Source organism: Pedobacter kyonggii, assembly GCF_004310665.1.
Lineage (GTDB): Bacteria > Bacteroidota > Bacteroidia > Sphingobacteriales > Sphingobacteriaceae > Pedobacter > Pedobacter kyonggii.
The window spans coordinates 73,191-94,532 of record NZ_SIXF01000009.1 but is presented as its reverse complement, the minus strand read 5'-3'; the positions used below and the strand labels follow the sequence as shown (position 1 = coordinate 94,532).

The following is a 21,342-nucleotide window of genomic DNA, read 5'->3' as shown; positions in this document are numbered from 1 at the left end:
AAAATAATGAGCACGAATAATATCACATCAAGCAATACTAAGTCAGCGATGACCGGGCAGAGCCGTGTGGTTATTCTTGGTGCCGGCGAAAGTGGAGTTGGGGCGGCAAAATTGGCCCAGGCAAAAGGTTTTGATGTTTTTGTTTCCGATTATGGGGTAATTACCGATAAATATAAAGCCACATTAGAAAAACTTTCCATTTCGTTCGAATCTGAAAAACATACCGAAGAACTGATCTTAAATGCAACAGAGGTAATTAAAAGTCCGGGTATCCCGCCTACAGCACCAATAATTAAAAAATTGGTAGCAAAAGGAATCCCAGTGGTTTCGGAAATTGAATTTGCCAAAAGATATACCAATGCAAAAACCATCTGCATTACGGGTTCAAATGGTAAGTCGACTACGAGTTTATTAACCTATCACATCCTAAAAAATGCCGGGCTAAACGTGGGGCTGGCGGGTAATATCGGACAGAGTTTTGCAGCACAGGTGGCTACAGAAGATTACGAATATTATGTACTGGAAATCTCGAGCTTCATGCTTGATGATATGTTTGCGTTTAAAGCGGATATCGCTGTTTTGCTCAACATCACCCCGGATCATTTAGACCGTTACGATTATAAACTGGAAAATTATGCTGCATCTAAAATGCGGATTGTTCAAAACCAGACAGCAGAAGATGTTTTCATTTATTGTGCAGATGACGAAGAGAGCCTAAAAGCCATCTCACTGATTAAGCCTGTGGCGAAAGCCTTTCCCTTTTCAATTACTAAAAAAATAGAACCGGGTGCTTATTTAGAAGAAACTACTATACATATCCTTACAGAACCAAATAACCAACTAACCATGTCTATTTCAGATTTAGCCTTACAGGGCAAGCACAACATATACAATTCTATGGCCTCAGGCATTGTGTCTAAAGTTTTAGAATTAAGAAATGAGACCATCCGCGAAAGCATGGGCAATTTCAAAAATATTGAACACAGGTTAGAGCATGTGGCCAAAATTTCGGGGATCGATTTTATCAACGACAGTAAAGCCACCAATGTGAACTCTACCTGGTATGCTTTAGAGAGTATGACCAGCGATGTAGTGCTGATTATGGGCGGTGTTGATAAAGGAAACGATTATAACATGCTTAAAGATCTGGTTAAAAGTAAGGTTAAGGCCATCGTTTGTTTGGGTAAGGACAACAAACGTATCCACGATGCTTTCGAGGATGATGTAGAAGTAATTGTAAATACTTTTTCGGCTGATGAAGCAGCGCAGATTGCTTTCCATTTGGCTAAACGTGGTGATGCGGTATTGTTATCGCCAGCTTGTGCAAGTTTCGATCTGTTCAAAAATTACGAAGACCGCGGTAACCAATTTAAGGCGGCAGTTAGAGAATTATAATAGGAGGTACAATATATGTTCCAAGCACTACTTAATAAAACAAAAGGCGATAGATGGATCTGGTTGATCATCATCCTGCTTTCGCTTATATCTGTAATGGCGGTGTACAGTGCAACAGGTACCTTAGCGTATAAAAAAGGAGAAGCTGTAGAAAAGCTTTTGCTTACCAAGCACTTAATTTTTGTGCTGATGGGCATCGGGATGATCTATATTGCCCACCTGCTTGATTACCGTTACTATGCGGGTATTTCGAAGGTGCTGATGATCATAACCATCCCTTTGTTGTTTTATACGCTAATATTCGGAACGAATTTGAACGATGCATCAAGATGGGTTAAAATACCGGTTATCGGATTAACCTTTCAAACTTCCGATTTGGCTAAACTTGCATTGATTACCTTTTTGGCCAGGATGCTAACCAAAAAGCAAGAAAATATTAAAAATGTTAAAGAGTCATTTATACCAATTATGGGCTCTGTTTGTGTGGTATTTGTTTTGATCGCACTCGCCAACCTATCTACAGCATTAATGCTGTTTGGTGTAAGTATTTTGCTGTTAATTATCGGTAGGATCAGTATTAAACAGATCGCGATTGTTTGTGCAGGTGGTTTTGTACTGCTATTGTTTGTTTTCTTTTTGGGTCCAAGGAGAAAAACATACATGTCGCGTATTAATACGTTTATACATCCTGAAATGCAGCATTCAGATAAAACTTTCCAGGCAGATCAGGCAAAAATTGCCTTAGCTACTGGTGGTGTTTTTGGTAAAGGACCAGGTAATAGTACACAACGCAATTTCCTACCACATCCGTATTCCGATTTTATTTTCGCCATTATTATTGAAGAATGGGGAACTGTGGGAGGAATTGTAATCATGATACTATACCTGGTGCTTTTATACCGATGTATCAAGATCGTAACCCGGGCACCCAAGGCTTTCGGTGCATTGCTCGCGGCTGGACTGAGTTTCAGTCTGACCATACAGGCCTTTGCAAACATGGCAGTAGCGGTAGGACTAGGCCCGGTAACAGGGGTTCCGCTGCCATTAGTAAGTATGGGTGGTACATCAATGATCTTTACCAGTGTGGCTTTCGGGATTATACTCAGTGTAAGCCGTGATGTAGAAGAAAATGCAAATGCATTAACAAAAGAAGAAAAAGAGAAAGTAAAAAATAAAATAATAATTGGTGAAATACCGGCAATAGCTTAAGATGAATCGTCATTGCGAAGAAGCATGACTAGGCAATCTATTTAAAGATAATAAGGTAAAAATTTAACCACAGAGGACAAAGAGGTTCACACAGAGATACACAAAGAAACTGTTTACTCAAATTACTCAGCCTTAAGTGTGAAATCCGATGGAAAAACCTTGGTGCTCTTAGCGCCTTTGTGGTAAACAAAAAATAAAACTCAGTGCCCTCTGTGAAAACTTTGTGCACCCGGTGGTAAAAACAAAATGTTTAGCGTGCTTTGCGAAAAACTCAGCGCTCTTTGCAGTTAAATAATAATTAAAATGAATAATTCCCCAAAAATTATCATATCAGGTGGTGGCACCGGCGGGCATATTTTTCCCGCCGTGGCCATAGCCAATGCGCTAAAGAGCATGGTGCCAACCTGTGAGATTTTGTTTGTGGGTGCAATAGGCCGAATGGAAATGGAAAAAGTTCCTGCAGCCGGATATAAAATTATAGGATTAAATATTAGCGGGATGCAACGGGGCTCGATTATTAAAAATCTTGCGCTCCCGTTCAAGGTAATCGGTAGTGTGCGCAAAGCCATGCAGATTATCAATGATTTTAAGCCCGATGCCGTAGTAGGTGTTGGTGGTTATGCCTCAGGCCCACTATTGTATGCAGCTTCGTTGAAAGGAATTCCTTACCTCATCCAGGAACAGAATTCTTATGCCGGAATAACCAATAAATGGTTAGGTAAAAAGGCTTCAAAAATTTGTGTCGCCTTTGATGATATGGATCAGTTTTTTCCAGCTGATAGGATTTTAAAAACAGGAAATCCTGTCCGCCAGGAAGTGGTTGATATTAAAGGAAAACATTTTCAGGGTGCCGAACTGTTAAAGCTGGATCCATTGAAAAAGACCATTATGGTTACCGGTGGAAGTTTAGGAGCAGGTACACTGAATAAAGCGATTGAAAAACATTTACCCGATATCCTTGCACAGGATGTGCAGGTGATCTGGCAAACAGGCAAATATTATTACAAAGGGATTATTGAAAGATTGGGTTTAGCATATCATCCCAATGTTCGCATCCTTGAGTTTTTAAATAAGATGGACCTCGCTTATGCAGCGGCAGATGTAATTGTGAGTAGAGCAGGTGCGGGAACCATAGCAGAACTTTGTTTGATTAAAAAACCGGTGATATTGGTGCCTTCGCCAAATGTAGCAGAAGATCATCAAACTAAAAATGCAATGGCCCTGGTTAAAAATGGAGCAGCAATATTAATTAACGACCGCTCAGCAGAAGACACTTTGGTTAAAGAAGCACTGGCATTATTAAATAATAAAGAACAGAGTGAAAAACTTTCAGAAAATATAGGCGAAATGGCATTGCCAGCGGCAGACGAAATTATAGCGAACGAAGTACTGAAACTAATAAAGCAGAAAGACTAAAGTAGAAAGACCAAAACAAAGACAGATCGTCATTGCGAGGTACGAAGCACAATCTTAATGCGATAGAAAATAAAAAATAAAACAATAGAAAGACAAGCTTTATGCTTTGGTCTTTCAACTTTTAGCTTAAAAAATGGAACTAAGTAAAATAAATAGGGTTTTCTTTGTAGGTATCGGTGGTATCGGCATGAGTGCGCTTGCCCGTTATTTTGCTAAACGCGGACAAGTAGTTTGTGGTTACGATAAAACAAGGACCAAGCTGACCGAAACCTTAGAGCAGGAAGGTATTCTCATTACGTATCTTGATGAAGCTTCTTCGCTGCCTGGTGCATTTTTAGATGATCATGATGATACCCTTGTGGTTTATACACCAGCGATTCCAAAAGATGCTAAAATTTTAAACCATTTTATAAATAAGGGTTTTGCGCTTAAAAAACGTTCTGAGGTTTTAGGGATCATCAGTAAAGGGATGTTCTGTATCGCAGTTGCGGGTACACATGGCAAAACCACAACATCATCTATTGTTGCGCATATTTTAAAAGATACAGGATACGATTGTACTGCTTTTTTAGGTGGGATAACCAGTAACTATAATAGTAATGTGCTTTTCGGAAAAAACAATGTAGTGGTGGTAGAGGCCGATGAATATGACCGTTCTTTCCTAACCTTGCACCCGGATGTGGCTGTGGTTACCTCAATGGATGCCGATCATTTGGATATTTATGGGGATAAAAGTCACCTCGAAGAATCTTTCCGTTTGTTTGCTGGTCAACTTAAAGCTGAAGGTGTGCTTTATGCGCACGAAGGATTGCCACTGGAAAAAAGCGTCAGTTATGCGGCAAGTTCAACGGCAACTGCAAAGGCAGAGAATTTAAGGGTAGAAGGGCCGAAATTTGTTTTCGATTATACCGATAGTACACAAAGCATAAAAGATATCAGTTTAATGCTTCCCGGTAAGCATAATGTCGAAAATGCAACGGTTGCCATTGCCATTGCGCTGCAATTGGGTATCGATGCAGAAAAGGTAAAACAAGCGGTTGCCAATTTTAAGGGTGTTAAACGCCGCTTCGAATATATTGTGAATAACGGCAATCAGATTTATATTGATGATTATGCACATCATCCTGAAGAACTGAGGGCTTGTTTTGATGCCGTAAGGCAGTTGTATCCAGATAAAAAGCTAACGGTGATTTTTCAGCCGCACCTCTTCACGCGGACAAGGGATTTTGCAGATGAATTTGCAAAAGTTTTAAGCACTGCTGATGAACTGATGCTGCTGGAGATTTATCCGGCAAGAGAATTGCCGCTCAAGGGGATAAATGCACAGTTTTTACTGGATAAAATCACTTTAGCAGATAAAAAAATATGTGGAAAAGATTTTGTGGTTCAGCATGTTAAAGACACAAAACCTGAATTAATTTTAACAGTAGGTGCAGGAGATATCGACACGATTATCGAACCCCTTAAAAATACTTTAAACAATGCTTAAAAGGATAAACTGGAACGCAATTTTTACTGGCTTTGCCTGGCTGATCAGCTTGGCCGGGGTGGTGGTGCTTTTGAGTTTTATCAATGTAAAGAAGCAGACAGTTAAATGTACCGATGTTAAGATCCTGATTCCCGGAGCTGATAATTTCATCGAGCGCGAAGAAATTGATGCGATTTTAAAAGAAGATCAAGGTGTTCTTTTAGGCCGTAACCTCGAGAATATAAACATTCATAAGATCGAGAAAAAACTGCAGTCTAACCCTTACATCGGCTTCGCAAAGGTGTATATAGATATGGATGGTGTGCTGCACATTGAAATAAAACAACGCCAGCCTATCCTCCGCATATTGAACGAAAACGGTCAGGATTTTTACATTGATAACGATGGACTGAAAATGCCTATTTCTTCAAACTTCACTGCCAATGTGCTTGTGGCAACTGGGCATATTACAGAGGTTTTTGGCAGCAGAGTAGATACCCTGCACACGCAATTGGCAAGAGATTTATATAAAACCGCGCAGTATATTAAGAAAGATACCCTTTGGGATGCTCAGATTGAACAGATTGTGGTTGATCAGAAAAACGACATCGAACTGATCCCAAGGGTAGGTAATCAACGTATTGTTTTGGGTAATGCCGATTCGCTTGAAAAGAAAATGAAAAATCTGTTGCTGTTCTATAAAAAAGCAATGCCGCAGGTAGGTTGGGATACTTATAAAACCATCAATATTAAATATACCAACCAGATTGTTTGCGAAAAAAGAGATTCGACAGAATTAGGGAAAAAAGCAAAAACAATTTCTGCGGCAGATAGTTTGAGGATACAACGAAACGTAACCGATTTGCTGATCAACAGTTCAATTGTTTCGGCAATGGATGACCGGCCAGAGGCAGCTGAAAAGGAAGCGCCAAAAAAGCCCGAAGCTAAAAAAGTTGAGCCTAAAAAGGTAGAGGTGCCGAAGGTTGAAGCCAAAAAGGCCGAGCCTAAAAAAGCGGAAGTGAAAAAGGAAGCACCTAAAAAAACAGCACCAGTTAAAACAGAAGTGAAAAAGCCAGCGGTTGTGCAGGCTGCCAAACCAAAGGAAACAAAGCCAGCGGATAAAAAAGAAAAACCGAAGCAAACGGTAAGAACACAGCCAAAGCCGGCAAAATCTGAGGCCCAACTAAAGAAAGAGAAAGAAGCAAGAGAGAAAGAAATCAGGGCCCTGGAAAAACAGTATAAAACTCAGCAAAATTAACGAATATGGACAAGGCAAAATTTACCAGTCAGTCGCCCATCGTAGTAGGATTGGATATCGGTACTACAAAAATTTGTGTTATCGTTGGTCGTAGAACACAACACGGTAAGATAGAAATCTTAGGAATAGGCAAGGCAGAATCGGCGGGTGTGACACGTGGAGTGGTTTCTAACATTCAAAAAACCGTGCAGGGTATTGCTCAAGCAGTTGAAGTAGCAAGCGGACAATCCAATGTAGAGATACAGGTGGTAAATGTGGGTATTGCTGGTCAGCACATCAAGAGCTTACAGCACAGAGGAATTTTAACAAGAAGAGAATTAAACAACGAAATCGGTAAAAAAGATATCGATAAGTTGATTGATGATATGTTTAAACTGGTAATGCCGCCGGGTGAGGAGATCATCCATGTATTGCCACAGGAATTTACCATCGATAACGAGCCGGGAATCAAAGATCCGATCGGTATGGCAGGGGTTCGCCTTGAAGCTAACTTCCATATCATTTCTGGTCAGGTTACGGCTGTAAAAAATATCATCAAATGTGTAAACAATGCAGGTCTGCAAACTCAGGATTTAATTCTTGAGCCATTGGCTTCTTCCGAATCGGTGTTGAGCGAGGAAGAAAAAGAAGCCGGTATTGCATTGGTTGATATTGGAGGCGGTACCACAGATATTGCCATTTTCCACGAAGGTATTATCCGTCACACGGCAGTTATCCCTTTTGGTGGCAATAGTGTAACCGAAGATATCAGAGAGGGCTGCTCTGTAATGCGTAACCAGGCCGAGTTGTTAAAAACACGTTTTGGTTCTGCATTGGCTGAAGAAAATAAAGAAAACGAAATTATCTGTGTTCCGGGCTTACGTGGCCGCGAACCAAAAGAAATTTCAGTTAAAAACCTGGCTTACGTCATTCAGGCACGCATGGAAGAAATTATTGAGCACGTATATTACGAGATCAAATCTTCCGGATATGAGAAAAAACTGATCGGTGGTATTGTAATTACCGGTGGTGGTGCTTTATTAAAACACTTATCTCAGGCAGTTGAATATGTAACCGGTTTAGATTGTCGTATTGGTTACCCGAACGAGCATTTATCTAAATATGAAGATATGCCTAAAACCATTTATGATGATCTGAAAAGCCCTATGTATGCAACCAGTGTAGGTCTGCTGATCAAAGGAATCCAGAAAGCAGAAGAGTTAATTGAAGAAATGAAACAGCCTGGCGTTTTTGTAGAAAAACCAAAAACAGCCAAAGAAAAAGAGAAACGCGGACCAGGTTTGTTTGATAAATTACTGGCAAAAACGAGAACTTTCATTCAGGATGACATGAATGTAAGCGATGAAGATTACTTAAAAAGTTAATTATTTTTCCACAAAAGATGAGTTTTCCACATTATCAACAGTTGTGGAAAACGTCTGTTGAAAAAGTGTTAATATTACATTGAGTAATGAACAGAATTTAAAAATTTTTAAACAACTGATTCATAAAGATATGCAGTTCGAAATGTTAAAAGATAAGTCTTCAATCATCAAGGTAATTGGTGTTGGAGGCGGTGGCGGCAACGCAGTGAACCATATGTACCTGTCTGGTATTACTGGTGTGGATTTTATTATTTGTAATACAGATGCCCAGGCTTTGGAATCTAGCCCAATACCTAACAAGGTACAATTAGGTGCTAGCTTAACCGAAGGAATGGGCGCTGGCTCTATCCCTGAAGTTGGTAAAAACTCAGCTATAGAGAATATAGATGATATTAAGGCCATGTTAGGTAGTACAACAAAAATGCTTTTTATTACAGCAGGAATGGGTGGTGGTACCGGAACAGGAGCTTCTCCAATCATTGCGAAAGCAGCTAAAGAACTTGATATTTTAACTGTTGCCATCATTACTACACCATTTTCTTTCGAAGGAAAAAGACGTAGGCTGCAGGCCGACGAGGGAATGGAAGAGTTGAAGAAATATGTAGATTCTTACCTGGTAATTTCTAACGACCGCCTGCGTGAAATCTTCGGGAACTTAACCTTAGGCTCTGCTTTTGGTCAGGCCGATGATATTTTAACAACGGCAGCAAAAGGTATCGCAGAGATTATTACAGTGCCAGGTTATATCAACGTGGATTTTAAGGATGTGCGTACTGTAATGAAAGATAGTGGCGTAGCCATTATGGGTAGTTTTGCTGCTGAGGGCGAAGACCGTGCGTTACAAGCTGTGGAAGGCGCTTTGGCTTCTCCATTGTTAAAGGATAATGAAATCGAAGGTGCGCGTTATATTTTATTGAATATTAGTTCTGGTCTGCGTGAAGTAACCATGGATGAGGTATCGATCATTACCGATTACATTCAGGAGAAAGCTGGTTTATCAGCCGACTTGATCTGGGGTAACTGTACCGACGAATCTTTAAGCGATAAACTTTCAGTAACTATTATTGCTACAGGTTTCCAAACATCAGAAGAACGCGTAAATGAAGAAAAAAATAAAAAGAAAATATCACTTTTAACACCTGAAGAAGCGCCGCTAGTTCGTCCCGTTGAACCAGTAAACTCTTTTATTCAGCCTAAAACGACGCCATCTTATGAGCCTGTTTTAAAAACGAAGGAAGAAGTTTCGCAAGCAGATCTTTTCGGTGGTATGTTCAATAAATCTGAACCTCAAAAAGTTCAGGAGCCAGAAAATAATGTGGTTCGCCATACTTTGATGGAGGAAGAACCTCAGATAGAAGAAGCACCGGAAACTGGCTTTGAGTTTGAAGTAAAATTAGCTGAAACTAATTTTGTGTTCGAAACACCGGCTGCCCAAATGCCGCCAATGCCTGAACCAGAAATCGAAATGCCGGTTGTAGGCTTAGATGATGACAAAAGTGATGAATCGATGGAAGAGCAATTGAAAAAATCTAAAGAACGTATCTTACGTTTAAAAGATTTAAGCATGAAATTGCGTACAACCAATGGTTTACAGGAGCTGGAAAACGAACCTGCTTATAAACGTAAGCAAATGCAGTTGCAACAAGTTCAGCATTCTTCTGAATCGCAGGTGAGCAGGTTTACTTTAAGCAACGATCAGGATGGTGGTACAGAGATCAGACCTAACAATTCTTTCCTGCACGACAACGTTGATTAAAACAAACCAAATATAATTTTAAAGCCCCGAAGTAAAATCGGGGCTTTTTTGGCATAAAATTGGAGTGTTAAAAATCTTAATTAACACCTAAAAGATCATTAGGTTGATTTTAAGACGAATAAAGCTTAAATTCGCAAAATTTTATTATAAAAAACACATAATACATTGGATATATTTGATAAGATAGCAAAGCACATGGGGCCACTTGGCCAACACCAGAAATGGTCTCATGGGTATTTCTCATTTCCAAAATTAGAGGGAGAAATTGCACCTCACATGCAGTTTCGTGGAAAAGAGCATTTGGTTTGGAGTTTAAACAACTACTTAGGCTTAGCCAATCACCCGGAAGTTAGAAAGGCAGATGAAGAAGCTGCTGCAAAATTTGGTATGGCTTACCCTATGGGTGCCCGTATGATGAGTGGTAACTCAAACTATCATGAACAACTGGAGCAAGAACTTGCAGAATTTGTGGGCAAACCAGATGCATTTTTATTAAACTACGGTTATCAGGGTATGGTATCTATTATCGATACTTTGGTTGACAGGAATGATGTTGTGGTGTATGATGCAGAATCGCATGCCTGTATTGTAGATGGATTACGTTTGCACATGGGTAAACGATTTGTTTACAAACACAATGATATTGAAAGTGCCCGTAAGCAGTTGGAACGTGCTACCAAATTGGTTGAAGAAACAGGTGGTGGTATTCTTTTAATTACTGAAGGTGTTTTTGGAATGAGTGGAGCTCAGGGTAAATTGAAGGAAATTGTTGATCTTAAAAAAGATTTCAACTTCCGTATCCTGGTTGATGATGCGCATGGTTTTGGTACAATGGGTAAAACCGGCGCAGGTACACACGAAGCACAAGACTGTATTGATGGAATTGATGTCTATTTTGGAACCTTCGCCAAATCTATGGCGGGTATTGGTGCTTTTGTTGCTTCAACAGAGCAGATTACCAATTTCTTAAGGTATAACATGCGTTCTCAGACTTTTGCTAAGGCATTGCCAATGCCAATGGTAATCGGTTTGTTAAAACGCTTAGAATTGCTAAAAAGCAAACCTGAACTGAAAGATAAACTTTGGGAAATTGCAATGACCCTGCAAAAAGGATTACGCGAACGTGGATTCGATTTAGGTGTTACCGATTCGGTAGTTACGCCGGTTTTCTTAAAAGGCGAACTTTCTGATGCCACTGCAATTACTTACGATTTACGCGAGAACTATAGCATCTTTTGCTCAATCGTTGTTTATCCGGTAATTCCAAAAGGTATGATCGAACTCCGTTTAATTCCTACAGCTGTTCATACTCTGGAAGATGTACAACGTACTTTAGATGCTTTTAGCGAAGTTGCTGAAAAATTAGAAAACGGATATTATAAAGAGAATCTTTTCGCTACCGTTTAAGATCTATATAAATTTTACAAAGCCCTTTAGATACGTTTAAAGGGCTTTTTTGTTGAAATTATTTTTGTAAAAATCTGTATTTCAGTTGTTTGGTATAATTGTTTTATAGAAAATATGTTTATAAAAGCACGGAATGTGGAAAAAAACGGCGTAGAAGGCCGTTTTTTATTGGTCTAAAAATTTTTTTATTTCGTCAAACCCTTTAAATTAGAGTAAGATAATTAAAAACTAAAACCTTAAAGAACCATAGGAGTAATTAAAAATGAAAAAATTCGAAGAAGTAAAAAGTTTAGTGGCGGCTTTAGAAGCTGATGCAGACAAATTTTATAACAAAGGTAACAGCGCAGCTGGAACTCGTATACGTAAAGGTATGCAGGATTTGAAAAATTTAGCTCAGGCCATCCGTTTAGAAGTTCAGGAAACTAAAAACAAAGCTTAAGCGATCTAAATATTAAAATGAAAAGTCTCAGAATCTTCTGAGGCTTTTTTTATGCATAGGTTTTGCCTTTATCTTTTATTAAATATTTTCCTCTACTGTAAAATATATAAGACAAATTATCTTTCGTTGCTTAAGTTTCGTTAGCTTTCTTTTTATTTGCTGGATAGTCTATTTGGGTTACAAACATTAAGCTGAAACTTCGATTTTACTATTTATTTGAAGTTTGGTGTTAAGGTAAATAAATAGCATCCTGAGCATACCAATTATGGTATGAAGTGTTAACATTATTAACAGTATAAGGTGCCAAAACATTTGCAATACAATAAAGCAGAAAGCGAAGAGGTGGGTTATGTACTGAATGTGCTCAGTAGCATACATGCTGTAGATGCTAAATTGAAAGAAGAATTTGAGAAACATCTTGTAACACTCAGAATTAAAAAAGATCAGATATTGTTCAATGAAAACGAAGTATGCGAATACATCTATTTCATTGTTAAAGGGGCCTTAATGGGTTGTACTACGCACAATAAACAAAAAATAACAACCTACATTTCTGTTGAAAATGATTTTGTCAGTTCCATATCTGGTCTACATGGGTCGGGTTATTCGCAAGAGTATGTAGTGGCTGTTGAAGATACTCATTTGCTGGCCATGCGTAATGATGAACTTAACCGTCTTTTTTCACATCATTTCGAACTGAATTATATTTTCAGGGTTGTTTTAGAAAAATATTATAAAGATGCGCAGCAAAGAGCGCACATCATACGGGTAGGAAACGCGAAAGAAAGGTATCTGTATTTTGCCAAAACGAATCCAGGCTATTTAGACCGCTTGCCATTAGCGCTGGTAGCTTCTTTGTTGAATGTTAAGGCATCCACACTTTTATCCATCAGGAAAAATTTTTCAGGAAAAGACAAAAACAAAGAATTGGAAGAGTGGGGGCAAAAATTAGAATCGCATATCAATAAACATCAATCATTTAGGCATAAGGATGTCAGGCTTCAATCTCTTGCTAAAGAGATTGGTTTGAGCGGTCACAAACTTTCTATTGTCTTAAACAGCTATTTCAATAAGAGTTTTATTGACTATATCAATCAATATCGTGTAAATTGGATTAAAGGAAGCATCCGGAACCCTGATATCATGCAGAACTTTACGCTAGAGGCGCTCGCCTACAGTGCAGGTTTTTCATCACGGAGTGCCTTTTATAGCGCTTTTAAAAAACTGGTAGGAATGAGTCCTGTAGAATACTCGAAAACCCTAAATCAAGAAAAACGTTCGCTTAACGTTTCTGTTACAGAAAGGTGCTCTTAAGGTACTTTTTATTGTATAGTTGTGTTGATTTATAATACAGGACAAAGTTGCTTCTGTATTATGTGCTATAAGGTGCATGTTTGGCTAATTTCGTGCAACAAACATAAACTATTGGATTTCATAGGCTGATATTAGCCAAAATTGATTAAACTATGATCAGAATAATGCGTGCAGCAGACTGGGGGGAGGTTAGTGCCATTTATCAGGAAGGAATCGATACTGGTACTGCGAGTTTTAGAACCCCTGATATTTCTTGGGAAAACTGGGATTCATCACACCTTAAGGCTTGTAGGTTTGTGGCCTGCAAAGGTAATGAAATTATAGGCTGGAGCGCGCTTTTGCCAGTATCGGCGAATTATGATATTGGTAGGGTAGGCGAGACAGAAGTGTATGTTAAACATGGTTTTAAAGGCCAGGGAATGGGGTCTTTATTGTTAGATGCCTTGGTTAAAGAAAGTGAAAAGAAAGGCATCTGGATGCTTCAGGCCGGGATATTTTTGCAAAATTCGGCCGTATTGAAAATCTATGAAAGAGCTGGGTTCAGGGTAGTGGGCTATCGCGAAAAAATAGGAAAGGCAAAAGGTGTTTGGCAGGATAATCTGCTGATGGAAAGAAGAAATAAATTGATCGCATAAGAACAAAGGCCTTTGAAAATAATTTCATAGGCCTTTGTTCTTTTTTAGTATCTGAATGACTTATAATCATCCGCATAAATTCCTTTCTCAAACCTCACAAGTTTTTCATTTCGAAAAAAGAAAAATTTGTAATTCGTGCTGGCGTAATATGTGCTGTAAATTCTGGTTCCATCTTCTTCATTCGCAGCGACCAATTCCGGCTTGTTTTTCTTTTTGAAATCAGATTCTGACATGCCCATCGTAAAAGAAGGTTCGAAGCCAACAAAGGCCCTACAGCTCAGCATAACCAGTGCCAGGCCAATTAAAATTAATTTTTTCATTGTGTGTGTTTATTTGTGTGTATCGAAGCCAATTCAATAATGATGCCTTTAATATTCCTAAAACTTTTGGAGCATTCTAGTTTTTGAGTTTTGTTTTAAGGTGTTGATTGTCAGTTAATTTATTTGCGTAATTTTTTATTTACACACAAAAAAACAGATTGTCTTCATTTGCTTTGTAGCAAAATCAAACAATCTGTTCTAAAAAATATTAATTAGGTAACGTTTAAGCCACTTCGCTTAGTTTTTCTATCTCTGCTATAATTGATTTTTCTAGCGATTCAGAAGCTTTAACCAATGGCAACCTTACCGTATCGCCACAAACACCCAGATGTTTTAAAGCCGCTTTTATTCCTGCCGGATTGCCCTCCGCAAAAGCTAAACGGGTAAATTCTATTAAGCTTAAATGAGCAGGCAAAGCCGTTTTATAATCGCCAGCTAAACAAAGTTTCACCATATCAGAAAATTGCTTAGGTAAAGCATTCCCGATTACTGAAATAATTCCTGAAGCACCTAAAGCGATCATTGGCAAAGTAACTGGGTCATCACCAGAGATTAAAAGAAAATCTGCAGGTTTATCTCTCATAATCTGGTTAAACTGATCAAAACTTCCTGAGGCTTCTTTGGTCGCAATGATGTTTTTAAAATCATACGCCAGTCTGCAGGTGGTTTCTGGACTCATGTTGCTTCCGGTACGGCCAGGTACGTTGTATAAAATCAAATCCAAGGGAGAAATTTCAGCTAAGTATTTATAGTGCTGATAAATCCCTTCCTGAGTAGGTTTATTGTAATACGGACTAACCGATAAAATGGCGCTATATCCGTTAGTATCGAAAGATTTAATATCTTCAGCAACGGCCAAAGTGTTATTGCCACCTATGCCGGCAACTAGCGGTAATCTATTGTTATTAATTTCAGCAGTATAGGCCCACACCTTCTTCTTCTCGTCCTTGGTCATTGTAGCGGTTTCGCCGGTTGTACCTAAAGAAACGAGGTAATCTATCCCTCCGTCTACCAAATGATTAATCAGGTTTTTTAAGCCGTTATAATCAACTGATCCATCTGTGTTGAAAGGTGTAACTAATGCTACACCAGTACCCTGAAATTTGTTCATTTTAATTTATAATTATTGAATTTTGAATGAGAGATTGAATGAATGCCTTGTACATTCTATCATTCACTAATTCAATCACTCTCTCATTTTATTTTATCATTTCCAATAGCTCGGCATCGCTGATGATCGGAACGTTTAGTTTATTCGCTTTTTCCAGTTTTGATGGGCCCATATTGTCACCTGCTACCAGGTAATTCAATTTGCCCGAAATGCCGCTCAGCATCTTTCCGCCATTTGCTTCAATCATGTCTTTTAGCTCATCGCGGCTAAAGTTTTCAAAAACGCCCGAAATTACGAATGTTTTTCCAATAAGTCTATCACTATCAAGCGTAATTACTTTTTCTTCAATTTCAAACTGTAATCCGGCCAATTTTAATAATTCTACCTGCTGTAAATGCTCAGATTTTCCAAAATACTCAACAATACTCTCTGCAATCCGCTGACCGATCTCATCAATGGCAATTAATTCCTCTACAGTAGCTTTAGAAAGATTGTCGATATTCTTTACGCCAGCGGCAGTTTTCTTTGCAACTGTTTCGCCAACATATCGGATACCCAAGCCAAAAAGTACTTTCTCAAAAGGCATTTCCTTCGACTTTTCAATTCCTGCAAGCATATTCTCGATCGATCGTTCTCCGAAACGTTCTAAGGTTTTCAGTTGATCTGATTTTTGGTACAGGGTGTATAAATCGCTGATGTGCCTTACAAGGCCATGCTTATAAAAGGTTTCAATAGTTTCATCACCGAGCCCATCAATGTTCATGGCCTTGCGTGAAATGAAATGCTGAATTTTTCCAACAATCTGTGGTGGGCAACCTTCATCGTTAAGGCAATAATGAACTGCTTCTCCTTCTCTTCTGATTAATTCTGTTCCACATTCGGGGCAGTTGTGTAAATATTGAACCTTTGTAGCGCCAGGCAATCGTTTATCTAAATTTACCTTGATAATTTTTGGAATAATCTCACCACCTTTTTCTACATAAACGGTATCGCCTTCATGTAAATCTAAACGATCTATTTCGTTCGCATTGTGCAATGTAGCGCGTTTTACCGTGGTACCTGCCAATAAAACAGGTTTTAAATTGGCAACAGGCGTAACCGCACCTGTTCTGCCTACCTGATAGGTTACTTTTTCTAATACAGTTTCGACCTCTGCTGCTTTGTATTTATATGAAATGGCCCAACGTGGAGATTTGGAGGTGAAACCCAATTCTTGCTGTTGTGCATAGCTGTTTACCTTGATTACAATGCCATCAATATCATAACTTAGTTTAAAACGTTCGTTTTCCCAATGGCGGATAAATTCCAGCACTGCATCGATGTCAGAAACCAGTCGGTTATGCTCGCAAACATGGAAACCCCAATCTTTTACAGCATTTAAACTTTCCCAATGGGTTTTAAATTCATTTTTATCGGTGTACAAGAAATAAATAAAACCATCTAATGGCCGTTTGGCGACTTCTTTGCTGTCCTGCATTTTGATAGTGCCCGAAGCAAAGTTTCTAGGGTTTGCGTAAGGGATCTCACCAAGTTCTTCACGGGCAGCATTTAAGCGTAAAAAGGCTGCTTTGTGCATAAAAATCTCACCACGGATTTCGAAATGCTCAGGTGCTATAGTCGATTTGATCTGGTGCGGGATGGTATGAATGGTTTTTACATTATTGGTTACATCATCACCTTTGGTGCCATCACCACGGGTAACCGCACGTAAAAGTTTGCCGTTTTCGTAAGTAAGGCTAATGGATAGTCCATCGAATTTTAACTCGCAAACGTATTGGAAATTATCGCCAATCGCTTTACGGATGCGTTCGTCAAAATCGCGGAGATCCTGCTCGTTGTAGGTATTCCCCAAGGATAACATGGGGTATTTGTGGCTTACGGTAACAAAGTTTTTGGTGATATCGCCACCAACACGCTGCGTTGGCGAATTTGGATCGGCGAAATCAGGATTTGCTTTTTCGAGCTCAATGAGGTGTTTTAATTTTTTATCAAACTCATAATCGCCAATGGTAGGCATAGCCAGCACATAATAGTTATAGTTGTGCTGGTTTAATTCGGCCACCAGGGCATCCATCTCTTCTTTTATTGCAGTTTGCGACATAAGACAAATATAGAAAAAGGAGGAATTGGTTTTAATGATGATAAGAAATAAATCTGGGAGAATTAGCTTGACTCATGGTATGTTTAATTTATCGAACAAGATGAATTGTTAGATTTTAAGGGCACAGGGTGAAGGCAGCCCGTTGGAGTAGGATACTATTCAGGATTTGCAATCACACATTCTCTTTCGTCTTGTGTTTCGATATTTCTTGTCCCATTTAGAATATAATACATTTACTTTTCATTCTTAAAATCGTCGGCAAATTAGAAGTTATGTTAATTGCCAAGGATCTTTATCAATCGAGACTATGTCCGAAGATTTTTTTTACGCTTTTGCTGTGCCTTTAGTCATGGGGCATGTTAAGTTTCATTTATGGCCGTAACATCCATTTCCAAGCTGGAATTATTTGAATATGCACATCATCTATAGTCAACTCTTCTTCTTCATCGAGCGTAATAATCAAAGCTTCGCTAACTTTACAGTAGGTGGTAGCTTTAAGCAGTCCTTTTATTTCCCTGTTCCTTGTATCAGGATCAGTGAGCGTCCAACTTACCTGTACGGGTAAAGCGGTTCCGCCTTCTGGATAGATTATGAAATCACATTCGCCGGATGCCTCTGCATAGTAATAGATATTATTAGTATATATATTTCCGAATTTAAGATAAAGCTCTTTATATACTAGGTTTTCTAATAATAAACCATTATTGCCCGTATAATGTGCTGTATTTGCATTTAGCAAACCGTTATCCAGCCAATAAATTTTTTTGTCTGATTTCTCTCGCTTACTCTCTGAATAATCAAACCTGCTAATTCTTTTAAACAGATAAGCTTGTTCAGCCATATTCATCGCGTCATAAACACTATTTACCCCTACATTGTACTGCTGTGATTTAAGCTGGTTATATAACCGGCGAATGCTTATCGTTTTGCCTATTGTCGATGCAGCCTGGCGATAAAGGCTTCTTAGATAGGCGTAATTACTCAAGTGATTATATTCAATAATGTCTCTTAGTAACATTGCATTATAATATTCCTGTAAATAAGCCAAACTTATTTGTTGCGAAGGGAGATTAATCGTTTCTGGATATCCTCCATTAACTAAGTACTTATGAAATAACGCTATTGTTTTGCTTTTGGCTAATCCATACTCTGATGGTATAAAATTACTGAATTCGCAGTATTCTTTGAAGGAAAGAGGAAGTAACTCGATTGCTATGCTACGACCTCGCAATACAGATTTCAGCTCTGTATGAAGTACAGAACTGTTGCTGCCTGTAAAAAAGATTTTTTTTGATAAGGTTTCGTTAATACGGTTTACGAATCGCTCCCAACCTGGTGCCGCTTGCACTTCATCAAAAAAGAACCACGCATTTTCCAATTTGGTTTCTGCATTGAGTTCCTGCCATGCTTGTAGAATTAAATCGCGCTGATGGGGTTCGAATTGTATACGTTAATCTTCAAAATTGAAATAGATAATCTGTTGAGGTGATATATGGCGAACTTTTTTTAACTCCTCAATGGTCAGTTGCATTGCTGAGGTTTTGCCTACACGCCGCGGGCCGATAATTGCCTGTATTTTTTCAAGATCTAACGATATGCCAGTATTACGAGATCTAAGATTCTTAGACAGGGTTCTTTCTTGGTTTTGAATTAAAATCTCTCAAATATACAAAATCGTCTTTATTTGAGATTTATTTATGCTAAAAATATCTTTTTAATAAAGACTATTATTTGAAAATTATCTTTCATGTAGATATGATTTATGGAAATTCCCTTTTAAGAATCAAGACTATTCTGTCATGATGTCTGTGGAATTATATTTGGCATTGGGATCAAACTATTGTCCGGTATACTTATAATATAAGCTAAACTTAAATTTTATGAAGTATAAAAATAGAGCCTTTCTGCTATAAAATATTGGGAACGATAAGATTAAGTATTCATCATATCTGGTCTAACTTCTGTTAATGCTCAACTGATTAATATCCAAGAAACGTTTTATATTAACTTCCCTTCAATCTCCTTAAAAATATCCAGGTAATCTTTTTCCAAAACCGCCTTGAAAAGGCCCAGCTCAAGAGTCAGCTGCTGCAACTGTTTTTCATTTAACGTTTCTGGCCACAAACGCATACAGATCCTGTTAAGGGCATAACTGATATTTTCGAGTTTTTGGTAACTCAACAGGTATTTACTGCTGATGAACTTTTCTAGAAAATCGAAAAATACCTCTGGATCTTTCAGGTTACAGTGCTCCAGAAAATCCCTTAATGATTCTTTTTTTACCACTTCGAGTTTATCATAAAAATAATTTACCTGAACCAGGTTATGCACTACCAATAAATGATCCAATAAAAGTTCTAAGCCAATATGAGCAAGAAATGAGGGGCGGACTGCAGTATTTTCTACAATGGGCTTAATGAGCTGCTTAAGCTCGGTGGTTTTCTCGAGAAAAAAATTGGAGGAATGAAAAAGCAGGTCGACCGCTAAATGTCTTTTCCAGCCAAAAAGCAGGTTTTCTTCATCAGGATTTCCTTTAAACAGGAATTCATTCTTCTGTGGATATAAATTTGCCTCTTTTGCCGCATTTTTAATCAGATCTGGCAACACCGTTCCCATTACCACATTGGCATCATTATTTGTCCGGTCGAAATAATAATGGGATAAAAAGTTCATCTTGCAAGGTAATGTTTTCTGATATGGTTGTAAAGAGCCAATGGTAAAATATTGGTAAGGATGCATGGCTGCAAAGCGCAATTTCGATAACTCGTTTACAAAACCAACTAATTTGCTTTAAACTAAGCTAAAATTTTATCTTTGCACGCACATTATTAAAGTGTTTGTACAATGACGAATTTTGTTGAAGAGTTAAGATGGCGTGGCATGCTGCATGATATTATGCCGAATACTGAGGAAAAGTTAAACGAGGGTATGACTTCTGGTTATATCGGTTTCGACCCTACTGCAGATTCGTTGCACGTTGGGCACTTAACGCAGATCATGACACTGATTCATTTCCAAAATGCCGGTCACAAACCGTTTGCCTTGGTTGGTGGTGCTACGGGTATGGTAGGCGATCCTTCAGGGAAATCTGATGAACGTAATCTTCAAACACCTGAAATGATTGAGCATAACCTGAAAGGGATGAAAAAGCAATTGGCTAAATTCTTAAAATTTGAAGAAGGTGGAAATGGCGCAGTAATGGTTAACAATGCCGATTGGTTTAAGGATATGAATCTTTTTACCTTTATCAGGGATGTAGGTAAACACATTACCGTGAATTACATGATGGCAAAAGATAGTGTTAAAAGACGTTTGGAAGGCGATTCTGGTCTGTCTTTTACCGAGTTCTGTTACCAGTTGATTCAGGGTTACGATTTTTATCATTTATGGAAAAATGAAAACTGTTTGGTACAAATGGGTGGATCTGATCAATGGGGCAATATTGTAACCGGTACGGAGCTGATCAGAAGGAAAGATGCAGGTACAGCTTATGCCATTACTACACAGTTGATTAAAAAAGCAGATGGAACCAAATTCGGTAAAACCGAAAGTGGTGCAGTTTGGCTGGATCCAGAGAAAACTTCTCCATATAAATTCTACCAATTTTGGTTAAATGCATCAGATGATGATGTGAAAAAATGGATCCGTATTTTTACCCTTAAGAATAAAGAAGAAATAGAAGCCTTAGAAAAGGAACATGACGCCGCTCCACATCTGCGTATCCTTCAAAAAGCTTTAGCTGAAGATATCACGATAAAAACCCACTCGGAGGAAGCCTTGGAAACTGCTATTAAAACATCTGAATTTTTATTTGGTAACGGATCATTGGAATTTTTAAAAAGTTTATCTGAAAATCAGGTGTTAGAAATGTTCGAGGGTATTCCACAGTTTAACATTTCGAAATCTGAGCTAACAGAGGGTATTGATGCAGCTACTTTGCTTGCAGAAAAGGCTACCGTTTTCTCTTCTAAAGGTGAAACCAAAAAACTGATACAAGGTGGAGGTGTTTCTGTAAATAAAGAAAAAGTCGCAGATCCTATGCAGGTTTTCAATACCGCGGATCTGATTAATGACAAATTTATAGTGGTACAAAAAGGAAAGAAAAACTACTTTCTTTTAATCGCCGGATAATATTTTCGGGCCCAATGA

At 38.5% G+C, this 21,342-nt stretch carries 17 protein-coding genes and 1 pseudogene; 12 read left to right on the top strand and 6 right to left on the bottom strand.

Annotated features, from left to right (window positions below):
* Nucleotides 1-6: 6 nt before the first annotated feature.
* The 11 genes from murD (at nucleotide 7) to EYS08_RS11515 (ending at nucleotide 13,661) form a co-directional block, all read left to right on the top strand.
* Complete coding sequence (gene murD, locus EYS08_RS11565) at nucleotides 7-1,395, top strand: UDP-N-acetylmuramoyl-L-alanine--D-glutamate ligase (protein ID WP_131030178.1); 1,389 nt, start codon at nucleotides 7-9, stop codon at nucleotides 1,393-1,395.
* A 15-nt stretch (nucleotides 1,396-1,410) separates the two neighbouring features.
* Entirely contained in the window at nucleotides 1,411-2,604 is a 1,194-nt protein-coding gene (locus EYS08_RS11560) for an FtsW/RodA/SpoVE family cell cycle protein (RefSeq protein ID WP_131030177.1), read from the top strand.
* Between the two features lie 303 nt (nucleotides 2,605-2,907).
* Nucleotides 2,908-4,020, top strand: coding sequence for an undecaprenyldiphospho-muramoylpentapeptide beta-N-acetylglucosaminyltransferase (gene murG, locus EYS08_RS11555; protein ID WP_131030176.1), 1,113 nt, complete (start codon nucleotides 2,908-2,910; stop codon nucleotides 4,018-4,020).
* A 133-nt stretch (nucleotides 4,021-4,153) separates the two neighbouring features.
* Nucleotides 4,154-5,509, top strand: coding sequence for a UDP-N-acetylmuramate--L-alanine ligase (murC, locus tag EYS08_RS11550; protein ID WP_131030175.1), 1,356 nt, complete (start codon nucleotides 4,154-4,156; stop codon nucleotides 5,507-5,509).
* Nucleotides 5,502-6,746: a cell division protein FtsQ gene (locus tag EYS08_RS11545; RefSeq protein WP_131030174.1), complete on the top strand. Its 1,245-nt coding sequence runs from the start codon at nucleotides 5,502-5,504 to the stop codon at nucleotides 6,744-6,746. The genes murC and EYS08_RS11545 overlap by 8 nt, the downstream gene beginning before the upstream one ends.
* A gap of 5 nt (nucleotides 6,747-6,751) precedes the next feature.
* Complete coding sequence (ftsA, locus tag EYS08_RS11540; RefSeq protein WP_055915204.1) at nucleotides 6,752-8,110, top strand: cell division protein FtsA; 1,359 nt, start codon at nucleotides 6,752-6,754, stop codon at nucleotides 8,108-8,110.
* A gap of 130 nt (nucleotides 8,111-8,240) precedes the next feature.
* Nucleotides 8,241-9,866, top strand: a complete 1,626-nt coding sequence (ftsZ, locus tag EYS08_RS11535; protein WP_131030173.1) for a cell division protein FtsZ — start codon at nucleotides 8,241-8,243, stop codon at nucleotides 9,864-9,866.
* Nucleotides 9,867-10,031: 165 nt separating this feature from the next.
* Nucleotides 10,032-11,273 carry an aminotransferase class I/II-fold pyridoxal phosphate-dependent enzyme gene (locus EYS08_RS11530; protein WP_057932618.1) on the top strand — a complete coding sequence of 414 codons (1,242 nt, stop codon included), beginning with the start codon at nucleotides 10,032-10,034 and terminating at the stop codon, nucleotides 11,271-11,273.
* A gap of 262 nt (nucleotides 11,274-11,535) precedes the next feature.
* A complete protein-coding gene (locus EYS08_RS11525) occupies nucleotides 11,536-11,712 on the top strand; it encodes a hypothetical protein (RefSeq protein WP_029278061.1) in 177 nt (58 codons plus the stop codon).
* A gap of 300 nt (nucleotides 11,713-12,012) precedes the next feature.
* Complete coding sequence (locus tag EYS08_RS11520) at nucleotides 12,013-13,026, top strand: helix-turn-helix domain-containing protein (protein ID WP_131030172.1); 1,014 nt, start codon at nucleotides 12,013-12,015, stop codon at nucleotides 13,024-13,026.
* 152 nt (nucleotides 13,027-13,178) lie between these two features.
* Complete coding sequence (locus EYS08_RS11515; RefSeq protein ID WP_131030171.1) at nucleotides 13,179-13,661, top strand: GNAT family N-acetyltransferase; 483 nt, start codon at nucleotides 13,179-13,181, stop codon at nucleotides 13,659-13,661.
* Between the two features lie 44 nt (nucleotides 13,662-13,705).
* Here the strand turns inward: EYS08_RS11515 and EYS08_RS11510 are convergent, their stop codons facing one another.
* From EYS08_RS11510 to EYS08_RS11485, 6 genes and pseudogenes are all read right to left on the bottom strand, one after another.
* Nucleotides 13,706-13,981 carry a hypothetical protein gene (locus tag EYS08_RS11510; protein WP_131030170.1) on the bottom strand — a complete coding sequence of 92 codons (276 nt, stop codon included), beginning with the start codon at nucleotides 13,979-13,981 and terminating at the stop codon, nucleotides 13,706-13,708.
* Nucleotides 13,982-14,204: 223 nt separating this feature from the next.
* Entirely contained in the window at nucleotides 14,205-15,092 is an 888-nt protein-coding gene (dapA, locus tag EYS08_RS11505) for a 4-hydroxy-tetrahydrodipicolinate synthase (protein ID WP_131030169.1), read from the bottom strand.
* Between the two features lie 88 nt (nucleotides 15,093-15,180).
* On the bottom strand, nucleotides 15,181-17,193 hold the full coding sequence (gene ligA, locus EYS08_RS11500; protein ID WP_131030168.1) for an NAD-dependent DNA ligase LigA: 2,013 nt from the start codon (nucleotides 17,191-17,193) through the stop codon (nucleotides 15,181-15,183).
* Between the two features lie 370 nt (nucleotides 17,194-17,563).
* A complete protein-coding gene (locus tag EYS08_RS26340; protein WP_244215938.1) occupies nucleotides 17,564-18,211 on the bottom strand; it encodes an ATP-binding protein in 648 nt (215 codons plus the stop codon).
* Between the two features lie 168 nt (nucleotides 18,212-18,379).
* Nucleotides 18,380-18,760 (bottom strand): annotated as a pseudogene (locus EYS08_RS26335) (ATP-binding protein); the annotation flags it as partial.
* A gap of 431 nt (nucleotides 18,761-19,191) precedes the next feature.
* Complete coding sequence (locus tag EYS08_RS11485; protein ID WP_131030166.1) at nucleotides 19,192-19,866, bottom strand: ACP phosphodiesterase; 675 nt, start codon at nucleotides 19,864-19,866, stop codon at nucleotides 19,192-19,194.
* Between the two features lie 171 nt (nucleotides 19,867-20,037).
* On the opposite strand from EYS08_RS11485, the gene tyrS reads away from it, so the two are divergent.
* Nucleotides 20,038-21,324 (top strand): tyrosine--tRNA ligase, encoded by a 1,287-nt coding sequence (gene tyrS / locus EYS08_RS11480; protein ID WP_131030165.1) that lies wholly within the window; start codon nucleotides 20,038-20,040, stop codon nucleotides 21,322-21,324.
* The last annotated feature ends 18 nt before the right edge of the window (nucleotides 21,325-21,342 follow it).

What these genes read in the sequence shown, in the direction of transcription:
- EYS08_RS11545 (WP_131030174.1), top strand. Translation starts at nt 5,502, where the DNA reads ATGCTTAAAAGGATAAACTGGAACGCAATTTTTACTGGCTTTGCCTGG.
- dapA (WP_131030169.1), bottom strand. Translation starts at nt 15,092, where the DNA reads ATGAACAAATTTCAGGGTACTGGTGTAGCATTAGTTACACCTTTCAAC.
- ligA (WP_131030168.1), bottom strand. Translation starts at nt 17,193, where the DNA reads ATGTCGCAAACTGCAATAAAAGAAGAGATGGATGCCCTGGTGGCCGAA.
- ftsZ (WP_131030173.1), top strand. Translation starts at nt 8,241, where the DNA reads ATGCAGTTCGAAATGTTAAAAGATAAGTCTTCAATCATCAAGGTAATT.
- EYS08_RS11485 (WP_131030166.1), bottom strand. Translation starts at nt 19,866, where the DNA reads ATGAACTTTTTATCCCATTATTATTTCGACCGGACAAATAATGATGCC.
- EYS08_RS26340 (WP_244215938.1), bottom strand. Translation starts at nt 18,211, where the DNA reads ATGTTACTAAGAGACATTATTGAATATAATCACTTGAGTAATTACGCC.
- murD (WP_131030178.1), top strand. Translation starts at nt 7, where the DNA reads ATGAGCACGAATAATATCACATCAAGCAATACTAAGTCAGCGATGACC.
- EYS08_RS11510 (WP_131030170.1), bottom strand. Translation starts at nt 13,981, where the DNA reads ATGAAAAAATTAATTTTAATTGGCCTGGCACTGGTTATGCTGAGCTGT.
- ftsA (WP_055915204.1), top strand. Translation starts at nt 6,752, where the DNA reads ATGGACAAGGCAAAATTTACCAGTCAGTCGCCCATCGTAGTAGGATTG.
- EYS08_RS11560 (WP_131030177.1), top strand. Translation starts at nt 1,411, where the DNA reads ATGTTCCAAGCACTACTTAATAAAACAAAAGGCGATAGATGGATCTGG.
- EYS08_RS11515 (WP_131030171.1), top strand. Translation starts at nt 13,179, where the DNA reads ATGATCAGAATAATGCGTGCAGCAGACTGGGGGGAGGTTAGTGCCATT.
- EYS08_RS11525 (WP_029278061.1), top strand. Translation starts at nt 11,536, where the DNA reads ATGAAAAAATTCGAAGAAGTAAAAAGTTTAGTGGCGGCTTTAGAAGCT.
- murG (WP_131030176.1), top strand. Translation starts at nt 2,908, where the DNA reads ATGAATAATTCCCCAAAAATTATCATATCAGGTGGTGGCACCGGCGGG.
- tyrS (WP_131030165.1), top strand. Translation starts at nt 20,038, where the DNA reads ATGACGAATTTTGTTGAAGAGTTAAGATGGCGTGGCATGCTGCATGAT.
- murC (WP_131030175.1), top strand. Translation starts at nt 4,154, where the DNA reads ATGGAACTAAGTAAAATAAATAGGGTTTTCTTTGTAGGTATCGGTGGT.